General features: G+C 63.5%; 21 protein-coding genes. 4 read left to right on the top strand and 17 right to left on the bottom strand.

Annotated elements, in window-relative coordinates; genetic code table 11:
• Positions 1-1,187 (top strand): penicillin-binding transpeptidase domain-containing protein (locus Tam10B_RS10885; protein WP_269843604.1); only part of this gene is annotated, 1,187 nt, incomplete at its 5' end.
• A 401-nt stretch (positions 1,188-1,588) separates the two neighbouring features.
• Here the strand turns inward: Tam10B_RS10885 and leuA are convergent.
• The 3 genes from leuA to Tam10B_RS10870 all read right to left on the bottom strand — a co-directional run bounded on the left by leuA (position 1,589) and on the right by Tam10B_RS10870 (position 6,209).
• Positions 1,589-3,508 carry a 2-isopropylmalate synthase gene (gene leuA, locus Tam10B_RS10880; RefSeq protein ID WP_093961263.1) on the bottom strand — a complete coding sequence of 640 codons (1,920 nt, stop codon included), beginning with the start codon at positions 3,506-3,508 and terminating at the stop codon, positions 1,589-1,591.
• A gap of 450 nt (positions 3,509-3,958) precedes the next feature.
• Positions 3,959-4,798 (bottom strand): LuxR C-terminal-related transcriptional regulator, encoded by an 840-nt coding sequence (locus tag Tam10B_RS10875; RefSeq protein ID WP_093961262.1) that lies wholly within the window; start codon positions 4,796-4,798, stop codon positions 3,959-3,961.
• A gap of 106 nt (positions 4,799-4,904) precedes the next feature.
• The gene (locus Tam10B_RS10870; protein WP_093961261.1) at positions 4,905-6,209 is read right to left on the bottom strand and encodes a sensor histidine kinase; all 1,305 of its coding nucleotides are present in this window, start codon (positions 6,207-6,209) and stop codon (positions 4,905-4,907) included.
• Between the two features lie 587 nt (positions 6,210-6,796).
• Here Tam10B_RS10870 and Tam10B_RS10865 point away from each other — a divergent pair.
• Together Tam10B_RS10865 and Tam10B_RS10860 are read left to right on the top strand one after the other, a co-directional pair.
• Entirely contained in the window at positions 6,797-8,347 is a 1,551-nt protein-coding gene (locus Tam10B_RS10865; protein ID WP_158214207.1) for a PspC domain-containing protein, read from the top strand.
• A 65-nt stretch (positions 8,348-8,412) separates the two neighbouring features.
• Complete coding sequence (locus Tam10B_RS10860) at positions 8,413-9,255, top strand: hypothetical protein (RefSeq protein WP_093961259.1); 843 nt, start codon at positions 8,413-8,415, stop codon at positions 9,253-9,255.
• 112 nt (positions 9,256-9,367) lie between these two features.
• On the opposite strand, the gene Tam10B_RS10855 is transcribed toward Tam10B_RS10860, so the two are convergent.
• The 6 genes from Tam10B_RS10855 to dnaX all read right to left on the bottom strand — a co-directional run bounded on the left by Tam10B_RS10855 (position 9,368) and on the right by dnaX (position 16,646).
• Entirely contained in the window at positions 9,368-9,994 is a 627-nt protein-coding gene (locus tag Tam10B_RS10855) for a DUF5701 family protein (RefSeq protein WP_093961258.1), read from the bottom strand.
• Positions 9,995-10,306: 312 nt separating this feature from the next.
• Positions 10,307-11,377: an aspartate-semialdehyde dehydrogenase gene (locus Tam10B_RS10850; RefSeq protein ID WP_093961257.1), complete on the bottom strand. Its 1,071-nt coding sequence runs from the start codon at positions 11,375-11,377 to the stop codon at positions 10,307-10,309.
• An 83-nt stretch (positions 11,378-11,460) separates the two neighbouring features.
• Positions 11,461-12,024, bottom strand: coding sequence for an ACT domain-containing protein (locus tag Tam10B_RS10845; RefSeq protein WP_198947596.1), 564 nt, complete (start codon positions 12,022-12,024; stop codon positions 11,461-11,463).
• Positions 12,025-12,132: 108 nt separating this feature from the next.
• Positions 12,133-12,897: an aspartate kinase gene (locus tag Tam10B_RS10840; protein WP_093961256.1), complete on the bottom strand. Its 765-nt coding sequence runs from the start codon at positions 12,895-12,897 to the stop codon at positions 12,133-12,135.
• 227 nt (positions 12,898-13,124) lie between these two features.
• The gene (recR, locus tag Tam10B_RS10835) at positions 13,125-13,727 is read right to left on the bottom strand and encodes a recombination mediator RecR (RefSeq protein ID WP_093961255.1); all 603 of its coding nucleotides are present in this window, start codon (positions 13,725-13,727) and stop codon (positions 13,125-13,127) included.
• Positions 13,728-13,760: 33 nt separating this feature from the next.
• A complete protein-coding gene (gene dnaX, locus Tam10B_RS10830) occupies positions 13,761-16,646 on the bottom strand; it encodes a DNA polymerase III subunit gamma/tau (RefSeq protein WP_093961254.1) in 2,886 nt (961 codons plus the stop codon).
• A 519-nt stretch (positions 16,647-17,165) separates the two neighbouring features.
• On the opposite strand from dnaX, the gene Tam10B_RS10825 reads away from it, so the two are divergent.
• Positions 17,166-18,077: a formate/nitrite transporter family protein gene (locus tag Tam10B_RS10825; protein WP_093961253.1), complete on the top strand. Its 912-nt coding sequence runs from the start codon at positions 17,166-17,168 to the stop codon at positions 18,075-18,077.
• A gap of 12 nt (positions 18,078-18,089) precedes the next feature.
• On the opposite strand, the gene Tam10B_RS10820 is transcribed toward Tam10B_RS10825, so the two are convergent.
• The 8 genes from Tam10B_RS10820 to Tam10B_RS10785 all read right to left on the bottom strand — a co-directional run bounded on the left by Tam10B_RS10820 (position 18,090) and on the right by Tam10B_RS10785 (position 23,831).
• Complete coding sequence (locus tag Tam10B_RS10820) at positions 18,090-18,530, bottom strand: Rv3654c family TadE-like protein (protein ID WP_158214206.1); 441 nt, start codon at positions 18,528-18,530, stop codon at positions 18,090-18,092.
• Positions 18,531-18,666: 136 nt separating this feature from the next.
• Positions 18,667-19,104 carry a TadE family protein gene (locus tag Tam10B_RS10815; protein WP_233133703.1) on the bottom strand — a complete coding sequence of 146 codons (438 nt, stop codon included), beginning with the start codon at positions 19,102-19,104 and terminating at the stop codon, positions 18,667-18,669.
• A 12-nt stretch (positions 19,105-19,116) separates the two neighbouring features.
• The gene (locus Tam10B_RS10810; protein ID WP_093961251.1) at positions 19,117-19,401 is read right to left on the bottom strand and encodes a DUF4244 domain-containing protein; all 285 of its coding nucleotides are present in this window, start codon (positions 19,399-19,401) and stop codon (positions 19,117-19,119) included.
• Positions 19,402-19,882: 481 nt separating this feature from the next.
• On the bottom strand, positions 19,883-20,230 hold the full coding sequence (locus Tam10B_RS10805; RefSeq protein WP_093961250.1) for an endonuclease domain-containing protein: 348 nt from the start codon (positions 20,228-20,230) through the stop codon (positions 19,883-19,885).
• 303 nt (positions 20,231-20,533) lie between these two features.
• Complete coding sequence (locus tag Tam10B_RS10800) at positions 20,534-21,133, bottom strand: type II secretion system F family protein (RefSeq protein ID WP_093961249.1); 600 nt, start codon at positions 21,131-21,133, stop codon at positions 20,534-20,536.
• A gap of 1 nt (position 21,134) precedes the next feature.
• Positions 21,135-21,806 (bottom strand): type II secretion system F family protein, encoded by a 672-nt coding sequence (locus Tam10B_RS10795; RefSeq protein ID WP_143248642.1) that lies wholly within the window; start codon positions 21,804-21,806, stop codon positions 21,135-21,137.
• A gap of 5 nt (positions 21,807-21,811) precedes the next feature.
• Complete coding sequence (locus Tam10B_RS10790) at positions 21,812-22,951, bottom strand: CpaF family protein (protein WP_233133704.1); 1,140 nt, start codon at positions 22,949-22,951, stop codon at positions 21,812-21,814.
• 61 nt (positions 22,952-23,012) lie between these two features.
• Complete coding sequence (locus tag Tam10B_RS10785; RefSeq protein ID WP_093961246.1) at positions 23,013-23,831, bottom strand: hypothetical protein; 819 nt, start codon at positions 23,829-23,831, stop codon at positions 23,013-23,015.
• Between the last annotated feature and the right edge of the window lie 1,861 nt (positions 23,832-25,692).

Genomic DNA, 25,692 nt, shown 5'->3' with positions numbered 1-25,692 from the left:
AGCCGTTCGCGCTGCTCGCCACCGTGCAGAAGGGCGTGAACCTGAGCACCACGTTCAACGGCAACTCGCCGCGTTCGTTCCCCGGCCTCACCCAGGCCATGAACAACGCCGGCGGCGTGAGCTACGGCTACATTGATCTGTACAAGGCCACCGCGAACTCGGTGAACACCGTGTACATGGATCTGGCGCAGCATCTCGGCTCGCAGACCATCATCGACACGGCCAAGACCGCCGGCATCAAGGGCACGATCGCCAACGACTCGTACACGGTGCTCGGCAACTCCGGTCTGACCGTGTACGACATGGTGCGCGGCTACTCCACCATCGCCAATCAGGGCCAGAAGGTGTCGCTGCACATCGTGAACAAGGTGACCGACGGCAACAACAAGGACCTGTACAAGTCCACCACCACGTCCGAGCGCGTGTTCGACGCAAACGACGTGGCGCTGGTGACCAAGGCCATGACCGGCACGATCAAGTACGGTACCGGTAAGGAAGCCAACTCCATCGGTCTGACCATGGCCGGCAAGTCCGGTACGGCAAACGACAGCAAGGCGGCGAGCTTCGTCGGCTTCACGCCGTCCGTGCTCACGTACATGGCCATCTGGTATCCGGGCGACGGCGGCACCGCCGAGGAGGTGCCCACCTTCGCCGGCTACAGCCACGGCTCCGGCTACCCGGCGCACATGTTCACCAAGTACATGAAGCAGGCGCTGTCCGGCGCCAAGGACGAGGAGTTCCCCACGGCCAAGGACGACGGCACGATCGGCGGCAGCGACGGCACCTGGGGCACCGGCAGCAAGAAGAGCTCGTCGTCGTCCTCGTCCGGTACGACCAACAAGAACAAGTCCGAAAGCTCCGACACCACCGATGAAGGCACCTCCACCGGCACCGAAAACTCGGGCGGCACCAACGGCGGAACCGGCAGCAGCACAACCGGCGGATCGACCAGCACCGAGGGGACGACCGGAACCGAAAGCGGTTCGGGCAGCACCAGCGGAACCACCGGCGGCACCGGAACCAGTGGCGGCACCGGAACCGGCACCGAGAACTCGGGCGGCACCGGAACCGGTGGCACCAACAACAACGGCGGCACCACCAACAACAACGGCGGCACCACCAACAACAACGGCGGCACGGTAGGCAACGGCACCGTCGACCTGCCCAACATCAACCTCGGCCAGTAGGCCGGCGGGCTTCCCGGTAGGGCAGGTACGGCAAAAAGGTGGCAGTCACGATATGAGTCGTGACTGCCACCTTTTTTGTAGTAATGGAATCGGCCTGCGGTCGATGCTGTGTTGCTGGCGGCCGGTGGCCGCGTACCCTCATCAGTCAGCTTCGCTGCCAGCTTCCCCCAAGGGGGAAGCCAGAAATACGCAGGCAGATTCATCCCCTTGAACCCGGCTTCCCCTTGAGGGGAAGCTGGCACGCGTAGCGTGACTGATGAGGTGGGCCGTCCACAGGCCGCGATAATACGACATCGATCGCAGATCGATACCAATGCCTCTGGCATACGCAAAAGGGTCCGATCTCCTTTACGGAGGTCGGACCCTTTACGCTATATACGCTATATCAGCGGCTCGGCGAATCAGCGCTCGGAGCGGTTGATCGCGGAGATGATGGCCTTCAGCGAGCTGGTGATGATCGAGGAGTCGATGCCCACGCCCCAGATCACCTTGGTCTCGGGAGCGTCACCGATCTCGCACTCCACGTAGGAAGCGGCCATGGCGTCGGTGCTGGCGGTCATCGTGTGCTCCACGTAATCCATCACGGACACGTCGATGCCCAGCGTGGACACGGCGTTGATGAACGCGGCGATCGGGCCGTTGCCCACACCGGACAGGTCACGCTCGATCGGCTCGGCACCCGGCGTGGTGCCGCGGTCGAGCAGACGGGCCTTGAGCACGGTGTCGGAACCATCCTCGCCGGACGAGACGGACACCTTGAGCAGCTTGAGACGACCCCACTGCTTGAGCGTCTCGTCGGTGGTGTCGCCCACCACATGGCCAGCCGCGGTGGCACCACCGGACTCCACCGGAAGGTACTCGTCCTTGAACAGGCGCCAGATGTCCTCGTCCTTGACTTCCTTCTTGGTGTCGTCGGCGTACTTCTGCACGATCTTGTCGAACTCCACCTGCAGACGCTTCGGCAGGTCGAGGTTGTGGTTCGTCTTGAGCAGGTAGGCCATGCCGCCCTTGCCGGACTGGGAGTTCACGCGGATGATGGCCTCGTAGCTGCGGCCGATGTCCTTCGGATCGATCGGCAGGTACGGCACGAGCCACACGAACTTGTCGAGATCGGCGTCGGCACGGTCGGCGGCCATCTGACGGGCCTCGAGACCCTTCTTGATGGCGTCCTGATGCGAACCGGAGAACGCGGTGAACACGAAGTTACCCGCGTACGGGTGACGCTCGGAGATCTTGATCTGGTTGCAGTACTCCACCGTCTTGCGGATCTCCGGCACGTTGGAGAAGTCGATCTGCGGATCCACGCCCTGCGTGAGCAGGTTCAGGCCCAGCGTGACGAGGTCGACGTTGCCGGTGCGCTCGCCGTTGCCCAGCAGGCAGCCCTCGACGCGGTCGGCGCCGGCCAGCACGCCCAGCTCGGTGGCGGCCACGCCCATGCCCTCGTCGTTGTGCGGGTGCAGGGACAGCACGATGGAGTCGCGATCCTTCAGATGCGTGGACACGTACTCCACCTGGTCGGCGAACACGTTCGGCGTGGTCATCTCCACCGTGGCCGGCAGGTTGATGATCATCGGATGGTCCGGCGTCGGCTTGATCACGTCGATCACGGCGTTGCACACCTCGACGGCGTACTCCGGCTCGGTTCCGGTGAACGATTCCGGCGAGTACTCGTAGTACAGGTCGATGCCCTCGGCCTCGCCCTCAAGATCCTTGCACAGTTCGGCGGCGTCGGTGGCGAGCTTCTTGATCTCCGCGCGGTTCTTGCGGAACACGACCTCGCGCTGCAGCACGGAGACGGAGTTGTAGAAGTGCACGATCGCGCGCTTGGCGCCGCGCAGAGCCTCGTAGGTGCGACGGATCAGGTGCTCGCGGCACTGGGTGAGCACCACGATGGTCACGTCGTCGGGGATGAGCTCACGCTCGATGAGCATGCGGATGAAGTCGAAGTCCGTCTCGGAAGCGGACGGGAAGCCCACCTCGATCTCCTTGTATCCCATGGAGACGAGCAGGTTCCAGAAGCGCAGCTTGCGCTCGGAGTCCATTGGGTTGACGAGCGCCTGGTTGCCGTCGCGAAGATCGACGGAGCACCAACGCGGGGCGCGCTTGAACGTCTTGTTCGGCCACGTGCGCTCAGGGAAGCTGAACGGCACCTGGAGTTCGTAGGATGCGTACTTGTTGTACGGCATGCGGCTCGGCTTCTGCGGGGAGCCGATGAAACGAGCCGGAGGCAGCAGCGGGTCGTTGTTCCCTCCGTTGGATGCCGCAGCAGCGGCTGCAAGATCGAATACCGATTCAACGTCGGGGTTGTGATCCTGGCCCATAACTTCCTCCTTTTCTGTATAGTGCAGCGCCGTTTGCGCTGAAACTTTAGGCGGTCCCTCGGCCGCCAACTTTCCCAGTTTACAAGCCGGCAACAACAGAAACACCGAAGCCGCCACGACCGGCCATGTACTATGCGCGCAGAAGCCAAGTCATGGGAGCGGGTAGAGGAGTGCGGAATCGGCCTATGGCCGATACTGTGTTGATGGCGGCCGGTGGCCGCGTACCCTCATCAGTCTCGCATCCGCTCGACAGCTTCCCCCAAGGGGGAAGCCGGCATATAAGGGGCCGGGCCGATCCCCGGAAACCCGGCTTCCCCTTGAGGGGAAGCTGTCAGCGAAGCTGACTGATGAGGTGTTCGCGGCCACAGGCCGCAAGCAGCACAGCATCGGGCGAAGCCCGATCCCATTCCCACCACCGCCAGTCACCAACCGCCCCGCCACGACCGGGGCTCACACGATGCGGCGGTAGGCGGCCCAGCGGGCGAGTTCGCCGCGGTTGGACAGTTGCAGCTTGCGCAGCACCTTCGAGACGTGCGTCTCCACGGTCTTGACGGAGATGAACAGTTCGGCGGCCACCTCCTTGTAGGAGTAGCCGCGGGCGATGAGCCGCATGACCTCCTGCTCGCGCGGGCTGAGCACGTCGATGTCGATGTCGTCGTCGGGCACCGGCGCCGGCGCCTGATTCGGCGACTGCGTGGCGTAGGGATTGTAGTCGGCGTTCGTCTGGCCGCCCATGCCGCCACCGACGCCGCCCGCAGCGGCACCCGCTCCCCCGTTCTGCGGACTACCCGGTCCGAGCGCGTTGAGCACGAATCCCGCCAGCTTGGGGCTGAACACGGCGTAGCCTTCCGCCACCTGATGAATCGATGCGATCAGGTCCTGCGCGGTGATGGTCTTGGTCACATAGCCGCGAGCACCGGCACGGATCACCGCGCCCACGTCGGCCGGCGAGTCGGACACGGACAACGCCAGATACAGCGTGTGCGGCGCGTACGGCACGCTGCGCAGGATGATCTCGGATCCGCCGCCGCCCTCGCCGCCGGGCACGTGCACGTCGAGCAGCACCACGTCGGGCTGGGTTTCGGCGATCATCCGCACCGAGGACTCCACGTCGCCCGCCTGCCCGACGATCTCGATGTCGTCGGATCCGCCGGTGATGGCCGCGATCACGCCCGCTCGGAACAGATCGTGGTCGTCCACCACGCCGATGCGCACGGATCGTCCGGCAGACGGTTCCGACGGCGCCACTCCCGTTGTCGTCGGCTGATTCGGCTGCGCTGCCTGTGTCATTCCCGCTCCTCGTCACTCATCGTTGTCACTCTCGTTGTCACTCTCGTTGTCACTCATCGTCGTCGTTTTCTTCACCTTACCGCGGCCGACCGCACCGGCCGGCAGACTACAACGGCTGGGAGAGTCGAACCTCCGTGCCCCAGCCTGGCCGGGAGACGATTTCGGCGGTTCCGCCGGATCTGCGCATGCGCCCGATGATCGACTCCTTGACCCCCAGATGGCCGACTGGCAGCTGGTTCACATCGAACCCGTCGCCGTGGTCGCGAACAAACACCTGCACTTTGGAATCGTTCGCCTCCATGTAGACGGAGATCGGCGGGGCGCCATGTCGGGCGGCGTTGTTCATGGCTTCGGCGGCGGCGTCGAGCAGTGACGACAGTGCCGGCGCATACGCGCACTCCCCCACGGTCACCACGTCGATCGGCCGCTCGCATGAGTCCTCCACGCCGGCGGCGATCCGTTTGAGCACGCGGGAGAACGGTTCCGGAGCGGTTGATGTCCGTGCTGGCACAGGGTATGCGGGCGCAGGCCGTGCGTTGGGCACCGACGTGACCGGCATGGTTTGCGAGGTCGGAGGCGTAGCCTTCGGACCCACCGCCGGGTTCGTTGCCGGGTTCATCGCCGGGCGCGGTGCACCGTTCGGCGTTTGGACCGCCGAGTTCGCTGCCGGAGTTGTTCCGGCACTGGCCGCGGCCGCGGTGGACTCCGGATCGCCGTACAGCCATTCGCGCAGCTCGCGTTCCTGCGCGCGGGCGAGCGCGGCCACCTTGGCGGAGTCGGCGGATTGCAGTTGGATCAGCGCGAGCGTCTGCAGTACGGAGTCGTGCAGTCGTGCGGCGATGTCGGCGCGCAGCTCCTCGCGTGCGGTCTGCGCCCGCTGCATGCCAAGGTCGGCGATCAGACTGATCCACCATGGCGCGATGATGATGGCGAGCGCGGCGATCATGACGAGTCCGGCGAGCGCGCCTTTGAGCAGCGTTCCCAGAGACATGGTGAGGCTGAACATGGCGAGTACGCCGACGATGGTGACGACGATGCTGGCGACGGTCACGACGATGGTGAATTTGCCGGTGTGGGCGTCGGGGTGAAGTCGGTCGTCCATGATGAAGCTCATCTGCGCCCACCCGACGGTCACGCCGATGAACACCAGTGCGAGTCCGACCACGATCTGTGCGGGGAGACCGGAGAGCGTGCCCCAGATGCCCAGTCCGATGGCGAGCGCGCCGATCAGTCCGATGACTACACCCACGGTCGCCGGGCGGACCGGTTTGGCCGTATTGGCCGCACGGCTGGCCGCGTCGACGAGCGAACTCAGCGTGGTCCGCCGCAACGGCGAATCGAAGACCGGCGGAGTCGGGGACGACGAGGACTGCTGCTGAGGCGGCGTTCCGGTTCTCTGCTTATCCATCATGTCTCCCTTTCTCGTGTCGGCGTGGAGTTGATTGGAATCGAACTTCGTCCGATACGGCGTTGCTGGCGGCCGTTGGCCGCAGACCCTCATCAGTCTCGCATCCGCTCGACAGCTTCCCCCAAGGGGGAAGCCGGCATATAAGGGTCCTGACCAATCCCCCGGAAATCCGGCTTTCCCTCGAGGGGAAGCTGTCAGCGAAGCTGACTGATGAGGTGATCGCGGCCACCGGCCGCCATCAACACAGCATCGGCCACCGGCCGATTCCACGACGCGCCACCGGCCGCTCCCACGGCATGTCACTGGCCGATTCCACCAACCGCTTCCGCACCGTCACGCGGCTCGTTCCACACTCCAGCGTAGCAATCTCATTCGGGGGAATGAGGGGGATTCGGGGTGGGTGGAGCCTGGTTCAGGGTTCTTTCAGGGTGTTCCCCCATAGCGGGGTGGCCGGTTTTGCGGTGGAATGGAATCAACAAGGAAAACATCAGGAAAAACAAGAACGCATCGTCCTTGACCTGCGCAATCAGCCACGCGACATCGCACACGACGTTCGCCGGCACGGCAACGGCGAAGGACGACCCAGGGAGATGAGCATCATGACGTCAGGCAATCCGAACAACCCCTTTGGCTCCGGCCAGCAGCCGGGCCCCTACAACGATCCCGCTTCCCAAGGCGGCGCGAACGCCCAGGGCAATCCGAACCCGTACGCCGGCACGGATCCGTACGGCCAGTTCAATCAGCAGGACCCGAACCAGACGGATCCGAATCAGGCAGGCCCGAACCAGTGGGGTCAGACCCCGAATCAGCCTGGCCAGTCGGCGCCGAATCAGCCTGCGGGAAGCCGGTTCTTCAACTGGATTCGTTCGCTCGGTCTTCGTCGCAGCACTGACCGTTGGATCGGTGGTGTGTCCGGCGCGATCGCGAACCGTCTGGGATGGGATCCGCTGATCATCCGCATCATCTGGTTCGCGTTCTTCTGCGCCGCTGGATTCGGCGCGCTGCTCTACGGTCTGGCCTGGTTCCTGCTTCCCGACGAACGCGACGGCACGATCATCGCCGAGGAGGCGCTGGTTCACGGCCGGTTCCCCGCACCGTTCTGGATGTCGATTCTGTTCATGATCATCGGCTGCCCCGGCAGCGTGTTCGCCGTGCCATTCATTTCGATCCCGCTGTTCGTGGCGCTGATCGTCGCCGCGATCCTGCTGTACAACCGTGACAAGAACGGCGGCAATAATCAGCCGGAAGCCAACAACGGCAACGGTTTCGGCGGGTCGAACGGTCCGGCCCCCACCAATCCGACGACTCCGGCTGGAGGCAACGCCATGCCCAACACGAATCCGAACGTCAATCCCGCCGGACCGAATTTCACCGGTGCCGCGCCGCAGCAGCCTGGTCCGGCACCGTATTTCGGCCCCGTTCGTCCTCAGCCCGTCCAGCCGTCCGTGGTCTATCGTCGCAAGCCGGCCGGCCCCGTGGTGGTGGGCATCGTCTCCGGTCTGATCCTGCTGTCGCTTGCCGGTCTGATCGCGCTGATGGCGTTCGGCCGTCATTATGAGCTGCCGACCGCCGTCACGATGGTGTCCGTATGGATTCTGGCGGTCACGTTCCTGCTCGGCCTGGTCACGATCATCGTCGGATTCACCGGCCGCAAGTCCGGCGGTCTGATCCCGCTGACCATCGTGGCGCTTATCGCCTCGATGTGTGCGTACGTCGCGCTGCCCGGCGCGAACTACATGACCGGCGCCACCTACGGCACCGAAGTGACATTCACCGACCGCACCTATCACGCCGCCGATCTCGACATGCTGCAGACCACCGGACTGGATGCCGCGTTCTCGTCGGTGGAGCTTGACCTGTCCGACTGGGGCAGCGTGTACCCCGGTTCCGCCTGCCCCACCGGCGATCTTGGTCTCGACCTCGCGTTCTCCGATCTGGAGATCGAACTGCCGTCCGGCTGCAAGGTCGTGTCGAACATCGACAGCACGTTCAGCTCGACCATCAGCAATGACGGAGCACTGACGACGTTGGACGACTCCGGTTCAAGCAGCGCGCTCGTACTCACCGGCGACTCGGTGTTCTCCAACGTTTCCCTCGACATGTCGCACAGCGGATTCCACGGCCACGGATACGACGACTGACCGTTGGCCGACGACCGTTTTCATTCACGGCAAGTTTCAATGACGAGATTTTTCAAGGAGATATCATGACCAACCTCGATCCCCATAACCAGCAGGACCCGCAGAAGACACGCGTAATGCCGGTCAACGACACGACGACGAACGACGACATGCCCACGCAGACGCTCGACCCGGATCGCATCAGAACGCAGAACGCGCCGACGGAGACCATGCCGCCAGTCGGTGTGAATGATGATGGCGGCGTCGGAACCGACGCGGTCAACGCTCCGGCCAGCACTCCGGCCACCGATAACGCCGCCACCGATGACATCGAAGCGAACCCGACCGAGCCGAATGCCGACGCGCTGCCCACGCAGCCGATCATCGGCAAGCCCGAAGTGACGCTCGCCGGCACCGAATACGAGACGGACGGAGCAGCACAGCCGACGCCGGAACAACCTCAGAACCAGTATCCGCAAGGCCAGCCGATGGCGGACCAGCCGGAGCCGGAGCAGCCGATGAATCCGCAGGAGGCGGCGTGGAGCCAGCAGCAGGCAGCGGCGCAGGGCTATGCGGACGAGGCGCAGCGCAACAGCTACCCCGGTTCCGGCAACACCGCACAGGCCACGGCGGGCTCGCCGTATCAGAACTATCCGGGCTGGAACCAGTACGCGCCGAACATGGCCCAGCCGTACACTCCGAAGATCGAATACCGCAAGGGACCGAGCACGCCCACGATCATCTGGGGTACGCTGGTCGCCCTGTTCGCGCTCGGCGGGCTCGGCGGATCCTGGCTGTTCGGCTTCTCCATGTCGCTGAGCATGTGGACGATCCTCGCGATCCTCGCTCTGGTGGTCATGGGCGTCACGCTCGTGGTGGGCGGCGTCGTCTCCGCCGTGCGCCGCAAGAGCCGCAAGCCCAAGGCCTAGCGCCGTCCCCAACCCGACGTGCCCCTCCCTCAGTCCGCCTGATGCGGCCAGCTCCCTCCCTCGGAGGGAGCACGCAGAATTTAGCCTGGGGGAGGGCTTTACAGTAAACCCCTCACAGATAATGGAACAGCGAAACGCCGCGACGTCCCATGCAGTAGGCGTTGCCCAGCCACGTGTGCTTGCTGGTGGGCCATACGGCTCCCAGTCGCGGCGCGTTCTGGCTCATCCAGATGCTGGGCACGCGACCGTCGGCGCTGCGCGATCCGAGCAGGTTGAAGCCGTTCTTGTGCACCAGCCAGTCCGGGTGCTGGGTGGCGATGGCGAGGCCCTCCTCCAGTGTGAGTGGCAGTCGCCCGTCGGATTCGACGAGCTTGCGCGCGATGTCGGGCTCGCGGTTCGTGTACTTGGTGCCGGTGTGCGGATCCACGACGATGTAGAACGGCCCTTCCGGCGGCTCGAAGCCGTCCTGCGGCAGGAAGCTGGCGATGTCGCGCGGCGGCATGGTGGTGAAGCCGGCCATGCGGTTGATGCTGGTTCGTGCGATCAGCGATTCGGGGGACACGAGTTCGCGCGTGGGTACGAGAAGAATGTTGGAGCCCAGGTCGGATTTGGCCAGGGCGTTGATGATCGGGGTGGCGAGTGCCCGGAATGCGGCGGCCGTCATGTCGGCCACGTCGGGGTATCCCAACGCCACGATTCGGTCGAGCTGCTTTTGCGCTTCCACGGATGCTTCAGACATATCCCCAGTATGCCAGCCGGGCAGACATAGGGCCTGTGGGAAAGCGGAACGACGCTAGATTCCATCCCTCCCTCAGAGTCCGCCTGCAGCGGCCAGCCCCCTTCCTTGGAGGGAGCACCGAGTAAGAGACTCAATAAGAAAGTTCTCCCTCCAAGGGAGGGAGATGTCATGACGCAGTCATGACAGAGGGAGGGATTCGGTACCACAAAAGGCACCGATCCCTCCCTCGTGCAATAAGCGAAACGGCTCCCCTCAGTCGGTTACACAGACTGAGGGGATCACACGCGATCAAGCCGCGCGGTCTCGCTCTGATCAGAGCTGGTCGGCGAAGTGCTTCTTCGCCACGATCTCGGCGAGCTCGATGGCGTTGAGCGCGGCGCCCTTGCGCAGGTTGTCGTTCGTGATGAACATGGACAGGCCCTTCTTGCCGTCCACCGCCTGATCCTGGCGGATACGGCCCACGAAGCTCGGGTCCTTGCCGGCGGCGAGCTGCGGGGTGGGGATGTCGTTGAGTTCCACACCCGGGGCCTTGGCCAGCACCTCGCGGGCCTGGTCCGGGGTCACGTCCTTCTCGAACTCGGCGTTGATGCTCATGCCGTGGGAGGTGAACACACCGATGCGCACGCAGGTGCAGCTGGCCTTGAGGTCGGGCAGGTGCAGGATCTTGCGGCTCTCGTTGCGCAGCTTCTGCTCCTCGTCGGTCTCCTCGCTGCCGTCGTCCACGATCGCGCCGATGAACGGCACGGCGTTGAAGGCGATGGTGCGCACCACCTTGGTCGGCTCGGGGAAGTCGATCGCGCTGCCGTCGAACACGAGCTTGTCGGCGCCCTGCTCAACGGCGGCCTTGGCCTCGTTCATGAGCTGCAGCACGCCGGCGCGACCCGCGCCGGACACGGCCTGGTAGGAGCTGACGATCAGACGCTTGAGGCCGAACTCGTCGGACAGCGCCTTCATGGCCGGCATGCACGCCATGGTCGTGCAGTTCGGGTTGGCGATGATGCGATCCGGAACGTCGTCCAGATCCTCGGGATTGACCTCAGCCACGACCAGCGGCACGTTGTCGTGCATACGCCACTGGGAGGAGTTGTCGATCACGTAGGCGCCGGCCTCGGCGAACTTGGGGGCCCACACCTTGGACGTGCCACCACCGGCGGAGAAGATCGCGATGTCGATGCCGGAAAGATCGGCCTTGGCCACGTCCTCCACGGTGATGTCATGACCGCGCCAGTTGAGCACGGCTCCGGCGGAGTGCGCGGAAGCAAGGAAGCGCAGGTCCTTCACGGGGAAGTTGCGCTCGTCGAGAATGCGACGCATGACCATGCCCACCTGACCGGTGGCGCCCAGCACCGCTACGTTCACGCCTTTGTCGTTGATCTGTACCATTGTGTGGCTCCTTTTTCTTCAGGCTGTAACGTCAGTCCGTTGGTTCCGATTCGGTTTCGATGCCGTTCCGAAGTCGCGGACGGTCAGCGGCCGGTGCCGCCGTAGACCACGGCCTCCACCTGGTCGGCGTCGAGGTTGAACTTGGTGTGGATGGCGCGCACGGCGTCGTCGAGATCCTCGAGCGGCACCATGGCGGAGATGCGGATCTCGGAGGTGGAGATCATCAGCACGTTGATGTTCTTCTCGCTCAGCGCGCGGAAGAAGGTGGCGGCGATGCCGGAGTGGGTCTTCATGCCCACGCCCACGAGCGCGACCTTGCCGACGGAGGTGTTGAAGTCCACGGACTCGTAGCCAAGCTCCTCGCGCTTGGATTCGAGGATGTTCTCCACGTCGCGGATCTGCGACTCGGACGTGGTGAACGACACGTCGGCGGTGCCGGTGGAGGCGGCGGCCTGCACGATCATGTCGACGTTCACGCCGGCGTCGGCCAGCTGCGTGAAGATCGACGCGCACACGCCCGGACGGTCGGGGATGCGACGCAGCGTGACCTGCGCCTCGGAACGATCGTGCGCGATGCCGGAAACGACCGGATCCTCCGGGCCGAGGTCGGGGAAGAGGTCGCCCATGGACTGGTTATCGTTGCTCATTGTTGTCACCTTTACGTTTACGTTCTGATTGTCTTGCTAAGGGTTTCGGCACATCCGACAGGTTGGTTCGATCATCGAACCCGCCTGTCGCAGGCCGACGAAAATCGGCTACTGCAGGTTCGGAATGCTGCGCGGGTCCACGCCGTCGGGCAGTACGAGCGTGCCCGGACGATGCGAGAAGGAGCTGCGCACATGCAGCGGCATGTTGAAGCGCTCGGCGTATTCCACGCAGCGCAGCGCCAGCACCTTGGAACCGCAGGCGGCCATCTCGAGGATCGCCTCGTAGGAGATCGCGGGAATGCGACGGGCGGTGGGCACGATGCGCGGATCGGCGGTGAAGATGCCGTCCACGTCGGTGTAGATCTCGCACACGTCGGCATCGAGCGCCACGGCCAGTGCCACGGCGGACGTGTCGGAACCACCACGACCGAGCGTGGTGGGGTCGCCCTTGGCATTGATGCCCTGGAAGCCGGCCACGATCGCCACGTCGCCATCGGCGAGCACCTCGGCCACGCGCTTGGGCTTCACGGCGCGAATATGCGCGGCACCGTAGCGGGCGTCCGTGAGGAAGCCGGCCTGCTGACCGGTGAACGAGTGGGCGCGGGCACCCTGCGCGTGGATCGCCATGGCAAGCAGGCTCATGGAGATGCGTTCACCTGCGGTCATGAGCATGTCCATCTCGCGCTCCGGCGGCTGGGAGTCGATGTCAAGTGCCTGATCGATCAGATCGTCGGTGGTGTCGCCCATTGCGGAGACGACCACCGCCACGTCGTTGCCCTTCTTCTTGGTGTCGATGATGCGCTTGGCCACGCGCTTGATCGAATCGGTGTCAGCCACCGATGAGCCACCGTATTTCTGAACGATAAGTGCCACTTCAGTCCCATCTCGTTGTTGCCGTCGTGATCCCGCGCGACGCACGGCAGTCCGGTGCCGCATTCCGTGGGAATCGTGTTTCGGTCGCTTGGTGCACAAGTAGTCACATAGTGTACGCAAACGGCAAGATTATAAGGGCTGCGATGCTACGGAAAACATGCTGTCGCCAACATTTGGACAACCGCGGCGCGTCAATCGTTCTACGGTACGCACGTTCCCTACGAACGTCAGGCCTCTCGACGACCGGCGAGCGCGCGTCCGAGCGTGATCTCGTCGGCGTACTCCAGATCGGATCCGACGGGTAGACCGCTGGCCAGACGCGTGACCTTGACCTCGAGCGGTCCGAGCAGTCGCGAGATGTAGGTGGTGGTGGCCTCGCCCTCGATGTTCGGGTTGAGGGCCATGATCACCTCGTGCACCTCGCCGGAGCTGAGCCGCTGCAGCAGCTGTGGGATGTTGAGGTCGGAGGGGCCCACGTTGGCCATGGGGTTGATCGCGCCGCCGAGCACGTGGTAGAGGCCGCGGAATTCGCGTGTGCGTTCGATGCTCATCACGTCCTTGGGCTCCTGCACCACGCAGATGACGCTGCGGTCGCGGCGCGGATCCTCGCAGATCGGGCAGGGGCTGGTTTCGCACACGTTGCCACAGATCTCACAGAACCGCACCTTGGCCTTGACCTCGGTGATGGCGTCGGCGAGTTCGCGCGCCTCCTGTTCGTCCGCGCCGAGCAGGTAGAAGGCGATGCGCTGCGCGCCCTTCGGCCCGATGCCGGGCAGTCGTGAGAATGCGTCGATCAGATTCTGGATCGCCCCGTCATACGCCAATGCCATCGTGTGCTCCTCCGCTTCCTGTGTTCATCGTTTCTATTCCTCTTCGCTGGCCGCCTTGCGTTTGGCGACGATGTTGCGCGGATTGTTTGGATCGTCGGGCGCGAGCGTCTCCACGCTCTTGACGTCGAAGAACCGCTTGAGGTCGTCGAGATTCATCGCGTTGCGTACGCTGAGCGACTCGTCGGACATGGAGTATTCGTCCTCGTCCGGGTCGACCTGCGGCACGGGGTAGGCGTTCGGGCTCGCACCGGGCGCGGGGTTGCCCACGCCGCCGGCGGCCTGCTGTCCGAAACCGTTGGGTTGGCCGGGCTGACCAGGACCGGGCTGACCGTACTGTCCCGGTCCGCCGAAACCGTTCGGCGTCTGCTGGCCGAATCGTGCGTTCGGATTGAAGTGATGTTCGGGCGCGGCAGGTTGCGGCGCGGGACCGGCGGGCTGCTGTGCAGTAGGCTGCGGACCGATTCCGGGTTGCAGTCCAGACGGTTCCGCCGACGATTGCACCGACGCAGGCTGCGGCGCGGAAGACGCCCACGGATCCTCGTCGTCGGACAGGTCGGGTACCGCCACATGCTTGGCGTGGTGTTCGGCCTTCGGTTCGGTGTGCCGTTGCGACAGATCCTGATATCCGTCGGCGGGAACGGACGCTCCGTCGTTCTGGCCGCTTGCAGGGCTGGCCCACGGATCGTCGCCGGCCGCCGGCTCGGAAGACGCCCACGGGTCCTCGCCCGACGCGGGTTCGGGTTCAGACGTCTGATGCGATGCGCCGGGCGTTACGTCGGAAGTCGGGGACGATGCCGATGACGTGGGATTCGCCCATGGATCATTTCCCCACGGATCTCCGTCGCCGGGTACGGATGACGTGTTCGCCGATGCAGCCGGCGCTCCCCAACCGTCGGGTTCGGCATCCGGGCCGGCGAAACGTGTACCGTCCGGGCCGGGGGAAACTACGCCGGCTCGGTGAACGTCGGTATCGGCATCATGCGCGGACTGTGCCCCGTCCTCGCCGTCGTTGTGAGCGCGCGACTGGGACGACTGTGCCACGGCGCCGGCGGTCATGCCACCGAGACTGGCCTGAAGCAGCTTGGCCTTGATCTGCTGCTGTTCGGCCGGCGGCAGCTTGCCGAACGGCGGTGCCACCTGACCGTCCGCCATCTTCTTGGTGGGGGCGAGCTGGATATCGTTGCCGAACATCTCATGCGTCGCCTCACGCAGAATGTCAACCACCTTGGTGTGGCCGTTCACGCTCTCCGATGCAACCGCCAGCGCGAACGCGTACTTGTTGATGGCCTTGTCGAACTTGATCCACAGGCACATGCGGCCGTTCTTCGGGTTCGGCGCAAGATTGATGCGCGGCACACGATCACGGGACACGTACTTGCGCACGTCCTCAGGCAGGGAAGCGATCAGAGCATCCCACTTCTCGTCGGGAGTGCGGGTGTCGGCGGGTTCCGCGGCGGAAGCGTCGGCGCCGGACGCGGGTTGCGCGGGCGTGGAATCCACGGATGCGCTGCTGGTCGCGGAAGACGACGCCCAGTCGGAGGATGGGATGGCGCTGGTGTTGGAAGCTCCCCCGGTCACGCCAGACGTGCCAGATCCCCCCACAGAGGGGCGAACGGAAGAGGAAGCCGCGGAAGACGACACGGCGGACGTCGACGAGGCCGAGGGCTGGTTGCGCTTGGCGCCGGCAAAACCACCGCCGCGTACGCCACTCGCAGGCGTACCGGCATTGCCGCCGGTGGGATTCCCGGACTGTCCGGCCGCGCCAGCCGACGCGTCAGCGGTTCCGGACGAGCCGACACCGGCAACGGCGATCGCATTCTGCGGCACCAGCAGTTTGGCGGCCAGCAGTTCCAGACGCATACGCGGCGACGTGGAACCACTCATCGCGCCAAGCGTGGCGTTGATCACGTCGGCGATCTGCGTCAGTCGGGTCAGGCCAAGTGCGGACGACTGACGGCGCAGATCATCACGATCCTCCGCCTCGGCATCATCGCTCAGCACAGACTCGGCGCGCTCGCCGGCGATCGTCAGCACCAGCAGGTCGCGCACGCGCGACAGCAGATCCTCCACAAAGCGACGAGGATCAAAACCACCGACGATCACCTTCTGAATCACCGAATACAACTGCTCACCATTGCGATCGATCACCGCGTCGATCGCCTCGGAAATCAGCGTGTCCGGCGTAAAACCAAGCAGCGCGACCGCGGAATCATAGGCGATCACACCGTCAACGGCACCGACCATCAGCTGGTCGAGCACGGACAGCGTGTCACGCATGGAACCGCCGCCGGCACGCATGGCAAGCTTGAGCACACCCGGCTCCGGCTTGATGCCCTCCTTGCCGCAGATATCCTCCAAGTACGGACCCATGATCTCGGGCGGCACCAGACGGAACGGGTAATGATGGGTACGCGAACGGATCGTGCCGATCACCTTCTCCGGCTCGGTGGTCGCGAAGATGAACAGCACATGTTCCGGCGGCTCCTCAACGATCTTGAGCAGCGCATTGAAGCCCTGCGGCGTGACCATATGCGCCTCGTCGAGAATGAAGATCTTATAGCGGTCGCGGGCCGGCGCGAAACCGGCGCGCTCACGCAGTTCGCGGGCATCCTCCACACCGTTGTGGCTGGCGGCGTCGATCTCCACCACGTCGATCGAACCAGGACCGCCGGTCGCCAGATCACGGCACGACTCGCACTCGCCGCACGGATGCGACGTCGGGCCCTTCTCACAGTTCACACAGCGGGCGAGAATACGCGCGGAACTCGTCTTGCCACAGCCGCGTGGACCGGAGAACAGGTACGCGTGCGTGAGCTTGCCCTCGTCGAGGGCGCGGGACAAAGGAATGGTGACCTGGTCCTGACCCACAATGCCGTCGAAGGTGTCGGGCCTATACCGCCTATACAATGCCAAAGCCATACTGCTATTCCAATCCCTTATCACCGAATACGAAAACCGAAGCGGTCACCATACTGTATTTTCTCAGACCTCGCGCTCAATGCATCGCGCTCGCATCGCCTACCGACAGTCCACCGGACTGTCGGCTTTACGGCTCAGCCTGGTCCTGACCCACAATGCCGTCGAAGGTGTCGGGCCTATACCGCCTATACAATGCCAAAGCCATACTGCTATTCCAATCCCTTACGATCCGGTCCGCAAACCGAAACGATCACCATACCGTATTGTCTCAAAACGCCGTCACCATACTATGCGAACTGCACGATGGCGGCGGCGTACACCGTCACATGTCCACAGAGTCGCCGGCAAAACCCTGCACACCCGCGACCACACCGCACCACTGCGTTGCAAATAGTGGGAACAACGAGGACGACAGTCGGCGCTTTGGGTGAATATGGTGTGCGGCAAACGACGCCCGGTCGCGGTCGGTGACGACACGACAGACGCATCAGAACATTGATTCCTAGAGAAGGGAACCCCATGCCGAACAACGGCACCCCGGCAACGAATGCCGGCACCACGCAGTCCAACGAGGTACACGTGACCACCCAGCCCTCGATCCTCACGCCGATCATCAACGTGAACGCGCTCACCCCGGCCGAGACCGAGGAGGCCGTGGAGAAGGCCGGCGTCACCAAGACCCAGCTCACCGGTGGCAAAGCATTCGTCTCCGCCATGTTCGCCGGCGCGTTCATCGGCTTCGGCGCCCTGTTCTTCCTCATCGTCACCTGCGACCCGGCCATGACCTGGGGTCCGAAGCGCTTCGTCGGCGGCCTCGCATTCTGCATGGGCCTCGTTCTCGTGCTCTGCTGTGGCGCGGAACTGTTCACCGGCAACTCGCTCATGGCCTCCGACCTGGCCGCACACAAGATCTCCTGGCCGGCCATGCTGAAAAACTGGGTGATCGTCTGGTTCGGCAACCTCGCCGGCGCACTCGTGCTCGTCACGCTGATCGCACTCGCAGGAACGATGGGGCTCAACGACGGCGCGGTGGGCAACACCGCCGTGGCCACCGCCGCCTCGAAGATCACGCCCGACTGGTTCACGCTGTTCTTCCGCGGCATCCTGTGCAACATCCTCGTGTGCCTGGCCGTGCGCATCGGTTTCTCCGCCCGCTCCGTGGCCGACAAGGTACTCGGCATCCTGCTGCCGATCGCCGGCTTCGTGGCCATGGGCTTCGAACACTGCGTGGCAAACATGTTCTTCCTGCCCGTCGGTCTCGTCTCCAAGATGCTCGGTTTCGGCGCGCAGGCTGCCGGCGCGGACGCGGTAACCGTGCAGGGCATCCTGTACAACCTGTCCGCGGCCACGCTGGGCAACATCGTGGGAGGCGCGATCTTCGTGGCGCTCGCCTACTGGTTCGTCAACGCGAAGAAGAACGCAACGAAGTAGGCCGAAATCGGTTCAGAAGTTCTTTTCACTGCCGCTCGACGCCGTTGCCTGCGTCGTCGGGTTCCCCGTGACGCAATCCTTCGGCCCGGCGCGAGCGGCAGTTCGAACATCTGCAACGAGTGGGATGCGGGTTTTCACACGTACCGTCACAATCACGTCCTCGTCGAGCGTTCTACACGTTTCAAGTGTTGCGTGGTTCTTCTTCGCCAATCGTTTCGCAACAGCACACGGGTCGCCGGCGGATTCATACAGCGCCGTAGCGCCGGCCAACGCAGCGGAATCGGCGGCCGTGCCGGCCACGGTCTTGCAATGAAGCACGTTGCCGAGCGCAAGAATCGCGCCCAACAGCACGCCGACCATCAGTATCAATCCCACCCCGGCAACGGTTCCCGACCCTTCATCGGAGAATCGTTCATCCGCGTGTTCTTTCAAGCGAATAATGCAATTCCGCATATGCGCACGTATCTGAAGCCCGGCTTCCCCTCGGGGGGAAGCTGTCACGCGAATGCGTGACTGATGAGGGGATTCCAAGACCGCAGGTTCCACGTCTCTGGCATTTCCTCGCCCGTTTGCGCTCTCCCCCGCTCGCTTACTCATAGCGCAGTCCCACCGCCTCTCCTTCCACCGCCACCGGCAGCATGCCGAGCGGCCCCGGCCCCACCGGGCAACGTGTGGTCACGGTGATCTGATCTTGTTTCTCATCAACGCGCACCGTTGCGCGAGGCCCGGCTATACGGGCGACCACATCGGACGGATCCGTTTCCCCGTCTGACGCGACCACCATCTCCCGGGCGGCAACCCGGGCGGCTTCCTGACAGTTCATCGAAACCATCACCGCCCGGGCCGATGACAGCAGCAGCAACGCCACCATCATCACCGTTGGCAGAACCACGGCGAACTCCGCTGTGACGGTTCCTTGATCGCTGTGTTGCAATGCATGCGGCAGTTCTTGAATACGATCTCGGATTCGCTCCTGCCCTTGCCTCCGTTCACGCGACGTTCGGTCGTGTCTCATCGTGTTCGCCATGGCTCACTCCGATCAGTTGGCGACGGACAGGGCCCGTTCGACCAGACCGTTAAGCAGGCCTTCGACGGCGCCCGACTTGAGAATCACGACGAGCAATCCGGCGAAACCGGTGGCGGCGATCATCACCACCGCGTATTCGGCGGTGGCCAGACCGGATTCGGGCTGTTCGGTGACGGTGCGGAGGCGGCCACGCGCATCGAGCAGACAGATCTTCTCGTTCACGCGTTGGGCCATGTTCTTCATTCGATCGACGATGCCCGTCGCGGCAGGCGGCGAGGCATCCAGCATGACGTCCATGATGATTCCTTTCTGGGGTGATTTGGACATAGTTGATTGCGGTTATTTGTTGATTGTTTGTCTTGTTGTGATAGGTAGCTCCGGAGCTGTTCCCAGTCTGTTGAATTCCCCGCCGCCAGTCCACGCTTCCCACCCAATGTGGTCGAATGCAACCCCCTCGGAATCGTCTACGCCAATGCTGCGCCCCGTTTCGCTGACGCAAAACATTCCACCTCATCCGTCGGCTGACGCCGACACCTTCCCCTCGAGGGGAAGGCGGCATTACCAGATACGGGCGCATAGGTAAACGCAGGCTTCCCCTTAGGCTGAGCCGCCAGGCGAGCAGGATATCACCGTCCGCAGGCTTCCCCTTGAGGGGAAGCTGTCACGCGCAGCGTGACTGATGAGGTGGAATGTTCCCGCGGTAGCGGGAACACAACAACACAGCATCGGCCGCAGGCCGATTCAATACCCACACAACGTCGAATCATGCAGCGTCTCCCTACGGCAAATGCCTCGCGATATCCGCGCACACGCCCGTGAAATTCCTGTTGATATCCAGATTCGAGTACCGCAGCACGGTCAGGCCAAGTGAGTTCAGAAACGCATCCCTCGCATGGTCGGCAGCCTTGCCTGTCTTCCGGTAATGCTGGGATCCATCCAGTTCAATGACCAGTCTCGCCCGAGCACAGTAGAAGTCGACGATGAAGTTCCCGATGACTTTCTGACGATTGACGGTGAACGGCAATGACCGAAGGAATCCGTTCCAGAGTCTGCGCTCCTCAGCGGTCATGTTGCGGCGGAGCTTTTGGGCGTAGGCGCGAAGGGCGGGGTTACTGGTGTTGGGCATGAGGCGGGCTCCTTTGTGTTGTGAGTGGTGTTGGGATGTGAGGTGTTTTTGGAATCGCCTGCGGCGATGCTGTGTTGTGTTTCGCTGACGCGAAACGGGTCACCTCATCAGTCACGCTGCGCGTGACAGCTTCCCCTCAAGGGGAAGCCTGCGTTTACCTATGCGGTCATATCCGGTAATGCCGCCTTCCCCTCGAGGGGAAGGTGTCGGCGTCAGCCGACGGATGAGGTGGAATGTTCCCGTGACAGCGGGAACACAACACGGCATCGGCCGTAAGCCGATTCCAAATGCGCGGGAGATTAGCTACCCCGTGGCGAAGGAGACTATGGAGGGGATTACGCCGATGAGGATGAAGGCGGGGAGGAAGCATAGGCCCATGGGCACAAGCACCCTCACCGACAGCTTCGCCGCGGCCTCCTCGATCCGCTGCCTCTCTTCGCGATCGATCTGTTCAATCGTCGTTTCGATGCGCAGCAGCGGTGAGATTCCGTGCTTCCACGACGGTTCCAACGCGGAGCGGATCACGGCGAGCGCGGCCGCGTCCGGCCCATCCGGGTCGGCCACTCCCCATGCGTTGTCCCAGTCGGCGCCGCGGTTCAGGGCGCGCGCCACACGGATCATCTCGCTGCCGAGATCATGGTCATCGCCGACGTGGCCGGCACCGCCGCCACTCCCACCGGCGCGCGAACATACTTCCCCGATCACCTCCAGTGCGCGCGGAATCGACGCTCCCTGACGCACTGCGACGGCGATCATCTCCAGCACCAGCGCGACGGCCGGACGTATCCGCCGCTTCCCGCCCCAGTCCCCTACGAGTGGTGCCCATCGCGTACCGATCACGCACAGGTATATGGTTGTCGCCGTCATGACTGCGGCGGCGAACGCCCAGAGTTCTGCCGTCATGTCACGCCCTGCCCGCCCGTCCTCGGCCCGTTTCGGCGTCACTTCGCAACGGCTTAGTCAGCGCGTCGATCCATAACAAACCGATGCCGTAACAGGTCAGTCCGCCCAACAGACACAGCCATCCGTACAGAGAACCGAACAGGAACGCCAATGGATCGGCGCCCATGATCTCGCCCAGCACAACCGTGACGACCGGCAGTGCGGCAAGCAGTTTCATCGTGGATTCCGGCATGGCCAGCGCCTGTGAACGGGATGCCTCCATCAGGCATTCGCGACGATATGCGGCCGATACGGCGGACAGGCATCGCGCGGTTTCGCATCCGAGCAGTTCGCTTACCTGACATGCCATGGTCACGTTCACCGCCACTCGCCACGCACGATCCGCCGTTTCGTCATCGCCGCGTTTGGCATCGAACACTTCCATCGCACGATCCACGGTGATCGTCGGAGACGGATACGACCGTTCGGCGAGCTCCTCGAACGCCTCGACCACGGTGCCGCCGTTGCGCACGAACGACGTGATCGACGACAATACGGCCACGATGCCGATCCGCGACGACGGTCGTGCCGGCGACGGGCGCAGCCCCGACAATCGTTCCGTCCGATCGGCGCTACCACCACATATCATCCATATCATCACGCCGATCATCATGCCGGCAGCCAGGGGACTCATCTCAATCACCGGCCATCCGTGCGCGGCGGCAATGCGGGAGCGCGGGATCGTGGCCGCACCGGCGTCTTCGGCAACATGCGAGACGCATGAACGGACGGCACGGAACGTTGCGAAGACCGGGATGACATGGCCAGCGAAACCGCGCCCGGCACACGCCATTTCGCCACGAACTCATCCCACAACGGGCGATACGTCACCGGCTCGCCACGACCGTCCCATTCGCAGATCGGCCGACCGATCAGAGTACCATCCGGCGCCGCCTGCAAACAGCCGATCTGCGAGATCCTACGCACACCACACTCACGCTCCAGATGAATCACCACGTCGAACGCACCCTCGGCCAGCATCGCCAACGCCACCGGACTCAGCCCAGCCAGCAACCCTAACGTGGACAGTCGCGCCGGCACACGCCCCACGCCATCCGCATGCACCGTGGCCATGCCGCCATGATGGCCGGAATTCAACGCACGCAACAGGTCGGCGATCTCCTCGCCACGGCACTCCCCCAGCACCACACGATCCGGTCGCATACGCAGCGTAGCCTTCACCAGATCCGGCAAGCCGATTGCGCCCTTACCCTCCACGTTCGCCTCGCGCGCCACCAGCGACACATGATTGCCATGCCGCAGACCACCCAGCTCACGAATCTCCTCCACGCTCACAATGCGCTCACGCTCATCGCACTCCGCCAGCAACGCCTTGAGCAACGTGGTCTTACCCGTACCCGTACCACCGGAAATCAGCACCGTGGCCCGCCCGGCAACCAACGCCTTCAGCAGCGGCATCCACTGCAACGGGAACAATCCCGACTGGCCCAGCGAATCCAATCGCGCCAACGCACGATCGGGAAAACGAATTGACAACGCGGCGCCCTGCGCCACCAACGGCGCGATCACCGCATGAATACGCACCCCATCCACCGTGGCCGCATCCGCGATCGGATGCGAATCGTCCAACCGGTGCCCCAACTGCGCACACAACTGCACCGCATATTCACGCACGATCTGCGGCGAACGGAACCCCACCGCCAGTTCACGCTCTTCCATGCCCGCACCGCAATCCGCCCACACGCGACCGTCACAGGTCACAGCCACGTCCGTGACGCCCTCCTCGTCGGCGAGCTCACCCAACGGCCCGAACACCAGGCGCTCGCCGGATGGCGTGGCGGCATAGGAGTCGTCGTAGTCGGCGCTGCGATACGTACCATCATTCATTGCGACACTCCATTTCCAGACGATCACACAACGCGTCCAGCGACCGGCGATATCGTCGCGGGACTGCGGGAATGCCAGTGCCAGACAGAACAGATTTACCGATCGACCGGTCGTGCGCAAAGACAGCGATCAACGGCGAGCCAAGGTATCCTTCGGCCTCTTCGACGGTGACCACTCCCGACCGTGGCGCGGCCGCGGGCTTGATGCCGACAAGCAGCGTGGGAATATCAGCGGTTCCGGCTGAGCTGGATCCTCCTTGAAATACTCCCTGACGGGTACGTGCACCACCATGACGGACTCCGCCACCGTGTTTGCCCCCACCGTGTCTACCACCGGAGCCGTGGCTTTCCTTCAGACGCATCAGCAGTCCGCGGGCCCTTGCCAGTCCGAGTACGCTGAGTTCGACCACCACCACGCGCACGCCGGCATGCATGCGCAGTGTGTGTTCCGAATCCGCGTGGCCGCCGTCGACCAGCACGATCTCACACGCCTCGGTCAGCGCGCGCATGGCGGCGTCCACCTCCCACCAATCGGGTGCGATGTCGTTCCACGGGTCGGCGGCAAGCACCACGGTCTCCTCCCATTCGGGCAGTTCGTGCAACAGCGAGCGCGGTTCGATTCTGCCCAGTGGCGCGCTGACGGAACTCCATCGCATGCCCGGCTCCGTTTCGATGCCGAGTGTGACATCCATGCCGCCGGCGGTGAAGTCAGCATCGACCAGCGCGCAGGTGCGGTTGCGCATGGTCAGGTGCCACGCGCACAGTGCGGTGAGTACGGTGGCGCCCACACCGCCGCTGGATGAGAGGAACATGACGATGCCACTGCCCTGGCCACCGGGAGCGGACGCGGCGAATGACGGGGATGTGATTGCTGGACCGATGGCCGTGCCACGGGAACGGGAACGTCCGTTCGGACGGGATAAGGCTCGTGACGATGATGGGGATGATGACGACCGGGATGGCGACGGCGATGACGACGGAAGGATGCGTGACAACGCTGACGATGATTGCGGCGGATCGGCAGTTGCGGCGACCGCACCGGTCGATGCGGTGGTGACATGACGACCGCGACGTGGACTGGCTGTCGTCTGAGGCATTGCGGATTGAGACGCTGAGGAGGGCGGCATCGTGGATTGCGGAGCGGGCTGAGCCATTGTGGATTGCGCTGTTGCGTAGGATATGGCCGGCGCCACGAATGATGGAGTAACCTGTTGAACGCTATCGGGGCCGGCAGCCCCGACGTACTGGGATTGAGCGTACTGAGATTGCGAGTACTGAGGTTGGGCATACTGAGGCGAGGAATACAGCTGTAGCTGCGGCTGCGGAGACAGGGACGCTGCCGCGGCGGCCGCATCATTGCGGTTGACGCGCGTGGTTGGAGGAGTGTAGAAACGGTCCGGCTGCGGCATAGGCATGTATCGCACATCATCGGGCAAGGGAACGGAGGGCGGCTCCTGATAGGACGGGCGGGGCGAAGAACCTGGCGGAGTGGTCGGGCGCGCGTCCAATGACGTTTGTGGAATTTGTTGGACTTGCGAGGTCTGCGCCGATTGCATCGGCATCGATGAGCCGGCGGTCTGACGAGCGCGAATCAGAGTCGGCGACGGTTCGCGAGCAGATGGTGGAAAGGCGGATGGAGGTCGTACGCTGGTCATGTCGTTGGTCATAGTCATGCCTCAAGCCAACCAGCCGGCTGCATACTGAGACAAGAGACGACGGGCGATGTGGTCGAATGGAGCCCCCGCCAAAGCTCGACTTCGGTCTTGGCTTCGGATGCTATGCCAACCGCAGCTTCGACATCGGTTCCGGCTCGTCGCAACACCGCCGCAGCTGGGACATCGCCCCGCTAAAAAATCTCCGGACTTTTTCCTGATTTTGGCTTGCGAGCGCGAACATGTGGGGCATAATAGATGTAGCAAGCAAAACAGAACAGCGGAGCCCACAAGAGTGAATGGCTGCGTATGGTCAGTGAAGTTGGGCGGATTTTAAGACTTACCGCTACGACGATGATGTTGTGTAGAGATTCCGCACTGTGGAGCTTGTACATAGAACCGGCCTCCGAATGGGGGCCGGTTTTTGTTTGCCTGTTTGAAGTTCCACAAACCCCAGCTTGGTGATTCTGTCCCTCCTCACCACATATTTGGGGCGTCAAATACCCGAATCCTGCTCTTTGGGGCGTCGAATACCCATTTTTTCGTTGATTTTCGTCCATTTGGCGCCCCAAATCCTTGGGAGAGCCGAAGAGCACCGCGCTAAGGGGCATCCCGTCAATCATGGATCACCCCAGTGCAATGCCGTTAGGCAGTTTTCTGCCACAGAGATTCTTTCGCCCCACAATGTAGATACCGAACAAGAGAAATCTTGGATGCGGATCTTATGCCGGCGTCTCACTGTTGAATGCACCCCGTTCCATGTTCCCGCGAATGCTCGGGAAAGAAGACCGACAGCGAGGACAGCCAACACCTAAAAAGCAACAGTCCAGCTTTGCATACCAGAGCTGAACACCATGAAAATATGCGAGAAGGGAAGACGATTATGGAAATCAACGATTGCGGCGGATACACCTATGCGGTTCAGCGGCTGAGCGACCTGCGCTACGTGGCGGGCTACGCCTGCCAACTGCCTCTGAGGTGGACCTACGACCCCGAGCATGCCGCGGGTCCTGAATCCCTG

The sequence above is a fragment of the Bifidobacterium vansinderenii genome, from assembly GCF_002234915.1.
GTDB lineage: Bacteria > Actinomycetota > Actinomycetes > Actinomycetales > Bifidobacteriaceae > Galliscardovia > Galliscardovia vansinderenii.
This window is presented reverse-complemented; position numbering and strand designations above follow the sequence as displayed.

Excerpts from the sequence above, each read along its gene's own strand:
- Tam10B_RS10855 (WP_093961258.1), bottom strand. The coding sequence starts at position 9,994 with ATGTCTGAAGCATCCGTGGAAGCGCAAAAGCAGCTCGACCGAATCGTG.
- recR (WP_093961255.1), bottom strand. The coding sequence starts at position 13,727 with ATGGCATTGGCGTATGACGGGGCGATCCAGAATCTGATCGACGCATTC.
- dnaX (WP_093961254.1), bottom strand. The coding sequence starts at position 16,646 with ATGGCTTTGGCATTGTATAGGCGGTATAGGCCCGACACCTTCGACGGC.
- Tam10B_RS10845 (WP_198947596.1), bottom strand. The coding sequence starts at position 12,024 with ATGAGCAACGATAACCAGTCCATGGGCGACCTCTTCCCCGACCTCGGC.
- Tam10B_RS10815 (WP_233133703.1), bottom strand. The coding sequence starts at position 19,104 with ATGGCGAACACGATGAGACACGACCGAACGTCGCGTGAACGGAGGCAA.
- Tam10B_RS10825 (WP_093961253.1), top strand. The coding sequence starts at position 17,166 with ATGCCGAACAACGGCACCCCGGCAACGAATGCCGGCACCACGCAGTCC.
- Tam10B_RS10865 (WP_158214207.1), top strand. The coding sequence starts at position 6,797 with ATGAGCATCATGACGTCAGGCAATCCGAACAACCCCTTTGGCTCCGGC.
- Tam10B_RS10850 (WP_093961257.1), bottom strand. The coding sequence starts at position 11,377 with ATGGTACAGATCAACGACAAAGGCGTGAACGTAGCGGTGCTGGGCGCC.
- leuA (WP_093961263.1), bottom strand. The coding sequence starts at position 3,508 with ATGGGCCAGGATCACAACCCCGACGTTGAATCGGTATTCGATCTTGCA.
- Tam10B_RS10800 (WP_093961249.1), bottom strand. The coding sequence starts at position 21,133 with ATGACGGCAGAACTCTGGGCGTTCGCCGCCGCAGTCATGACGGCGACA.
- Tam10B_RS10860 (WP_093961259.1), top strand. The coding sequence starts at position 8,413 with ATGACCAACCTCGATCCCCATAACCAGCAGGACCCGCAGAAGACACGC.
- Tam10B_RS10820 (WP_158214206.1), bottom strand. The coding sequence starts at position 18,530 with ATGCGGAATTGCATTATTCGCTTGAAAGAACACGCGGATGAACGATTC.
- Tam10B_RS10795 (WP_143248642.1), bottom strand. The coding sequence starts at position 21,806 with ATGAGTCCCCTGGCTGCCGGCATGATGATCGGCGTGATGATATGGATG.
- Tam10B_RS10810 (WP_093961251.1), bottom strand. The coding sequence starts at position 19,401 with ATGGACGTCATGCTGGATGCCTCGCCGCCTGCCGCGACGGGCATCGTC.
- Tam10B_RS10875 (WP_093961262.1), bottom strand. The coding sequence starts at position 4,798 with ATGACACAGGCAGCGCAGCCGAATCAGCCGACGACAACGGGAGTGGCG.
- Tam10B_RS10870 (WP_093961261.1), bottom strand. The coding sequence starts at position 6,209 with ATGATGGATAAGCAGAGAACCGGAACGCCGCCTCAGCAGCAGTCCTCG.
- Tam10B_RS10805 (WP_093961250.1), bottom strand. The coding sequence starts at position 20,230 with ATGCCCAACACCAGTAACCCCGCCCTTCGCGCCTACGCCCAAAAGCTC.
- Tam10B_RS10785 (WP_093961246.1), bottom strand. The coding sequence starts at position 23,831 with ATGTTCCTCTCATCCAGCGGCGGTGTGGGCGCCACCGTACTCACCGCA.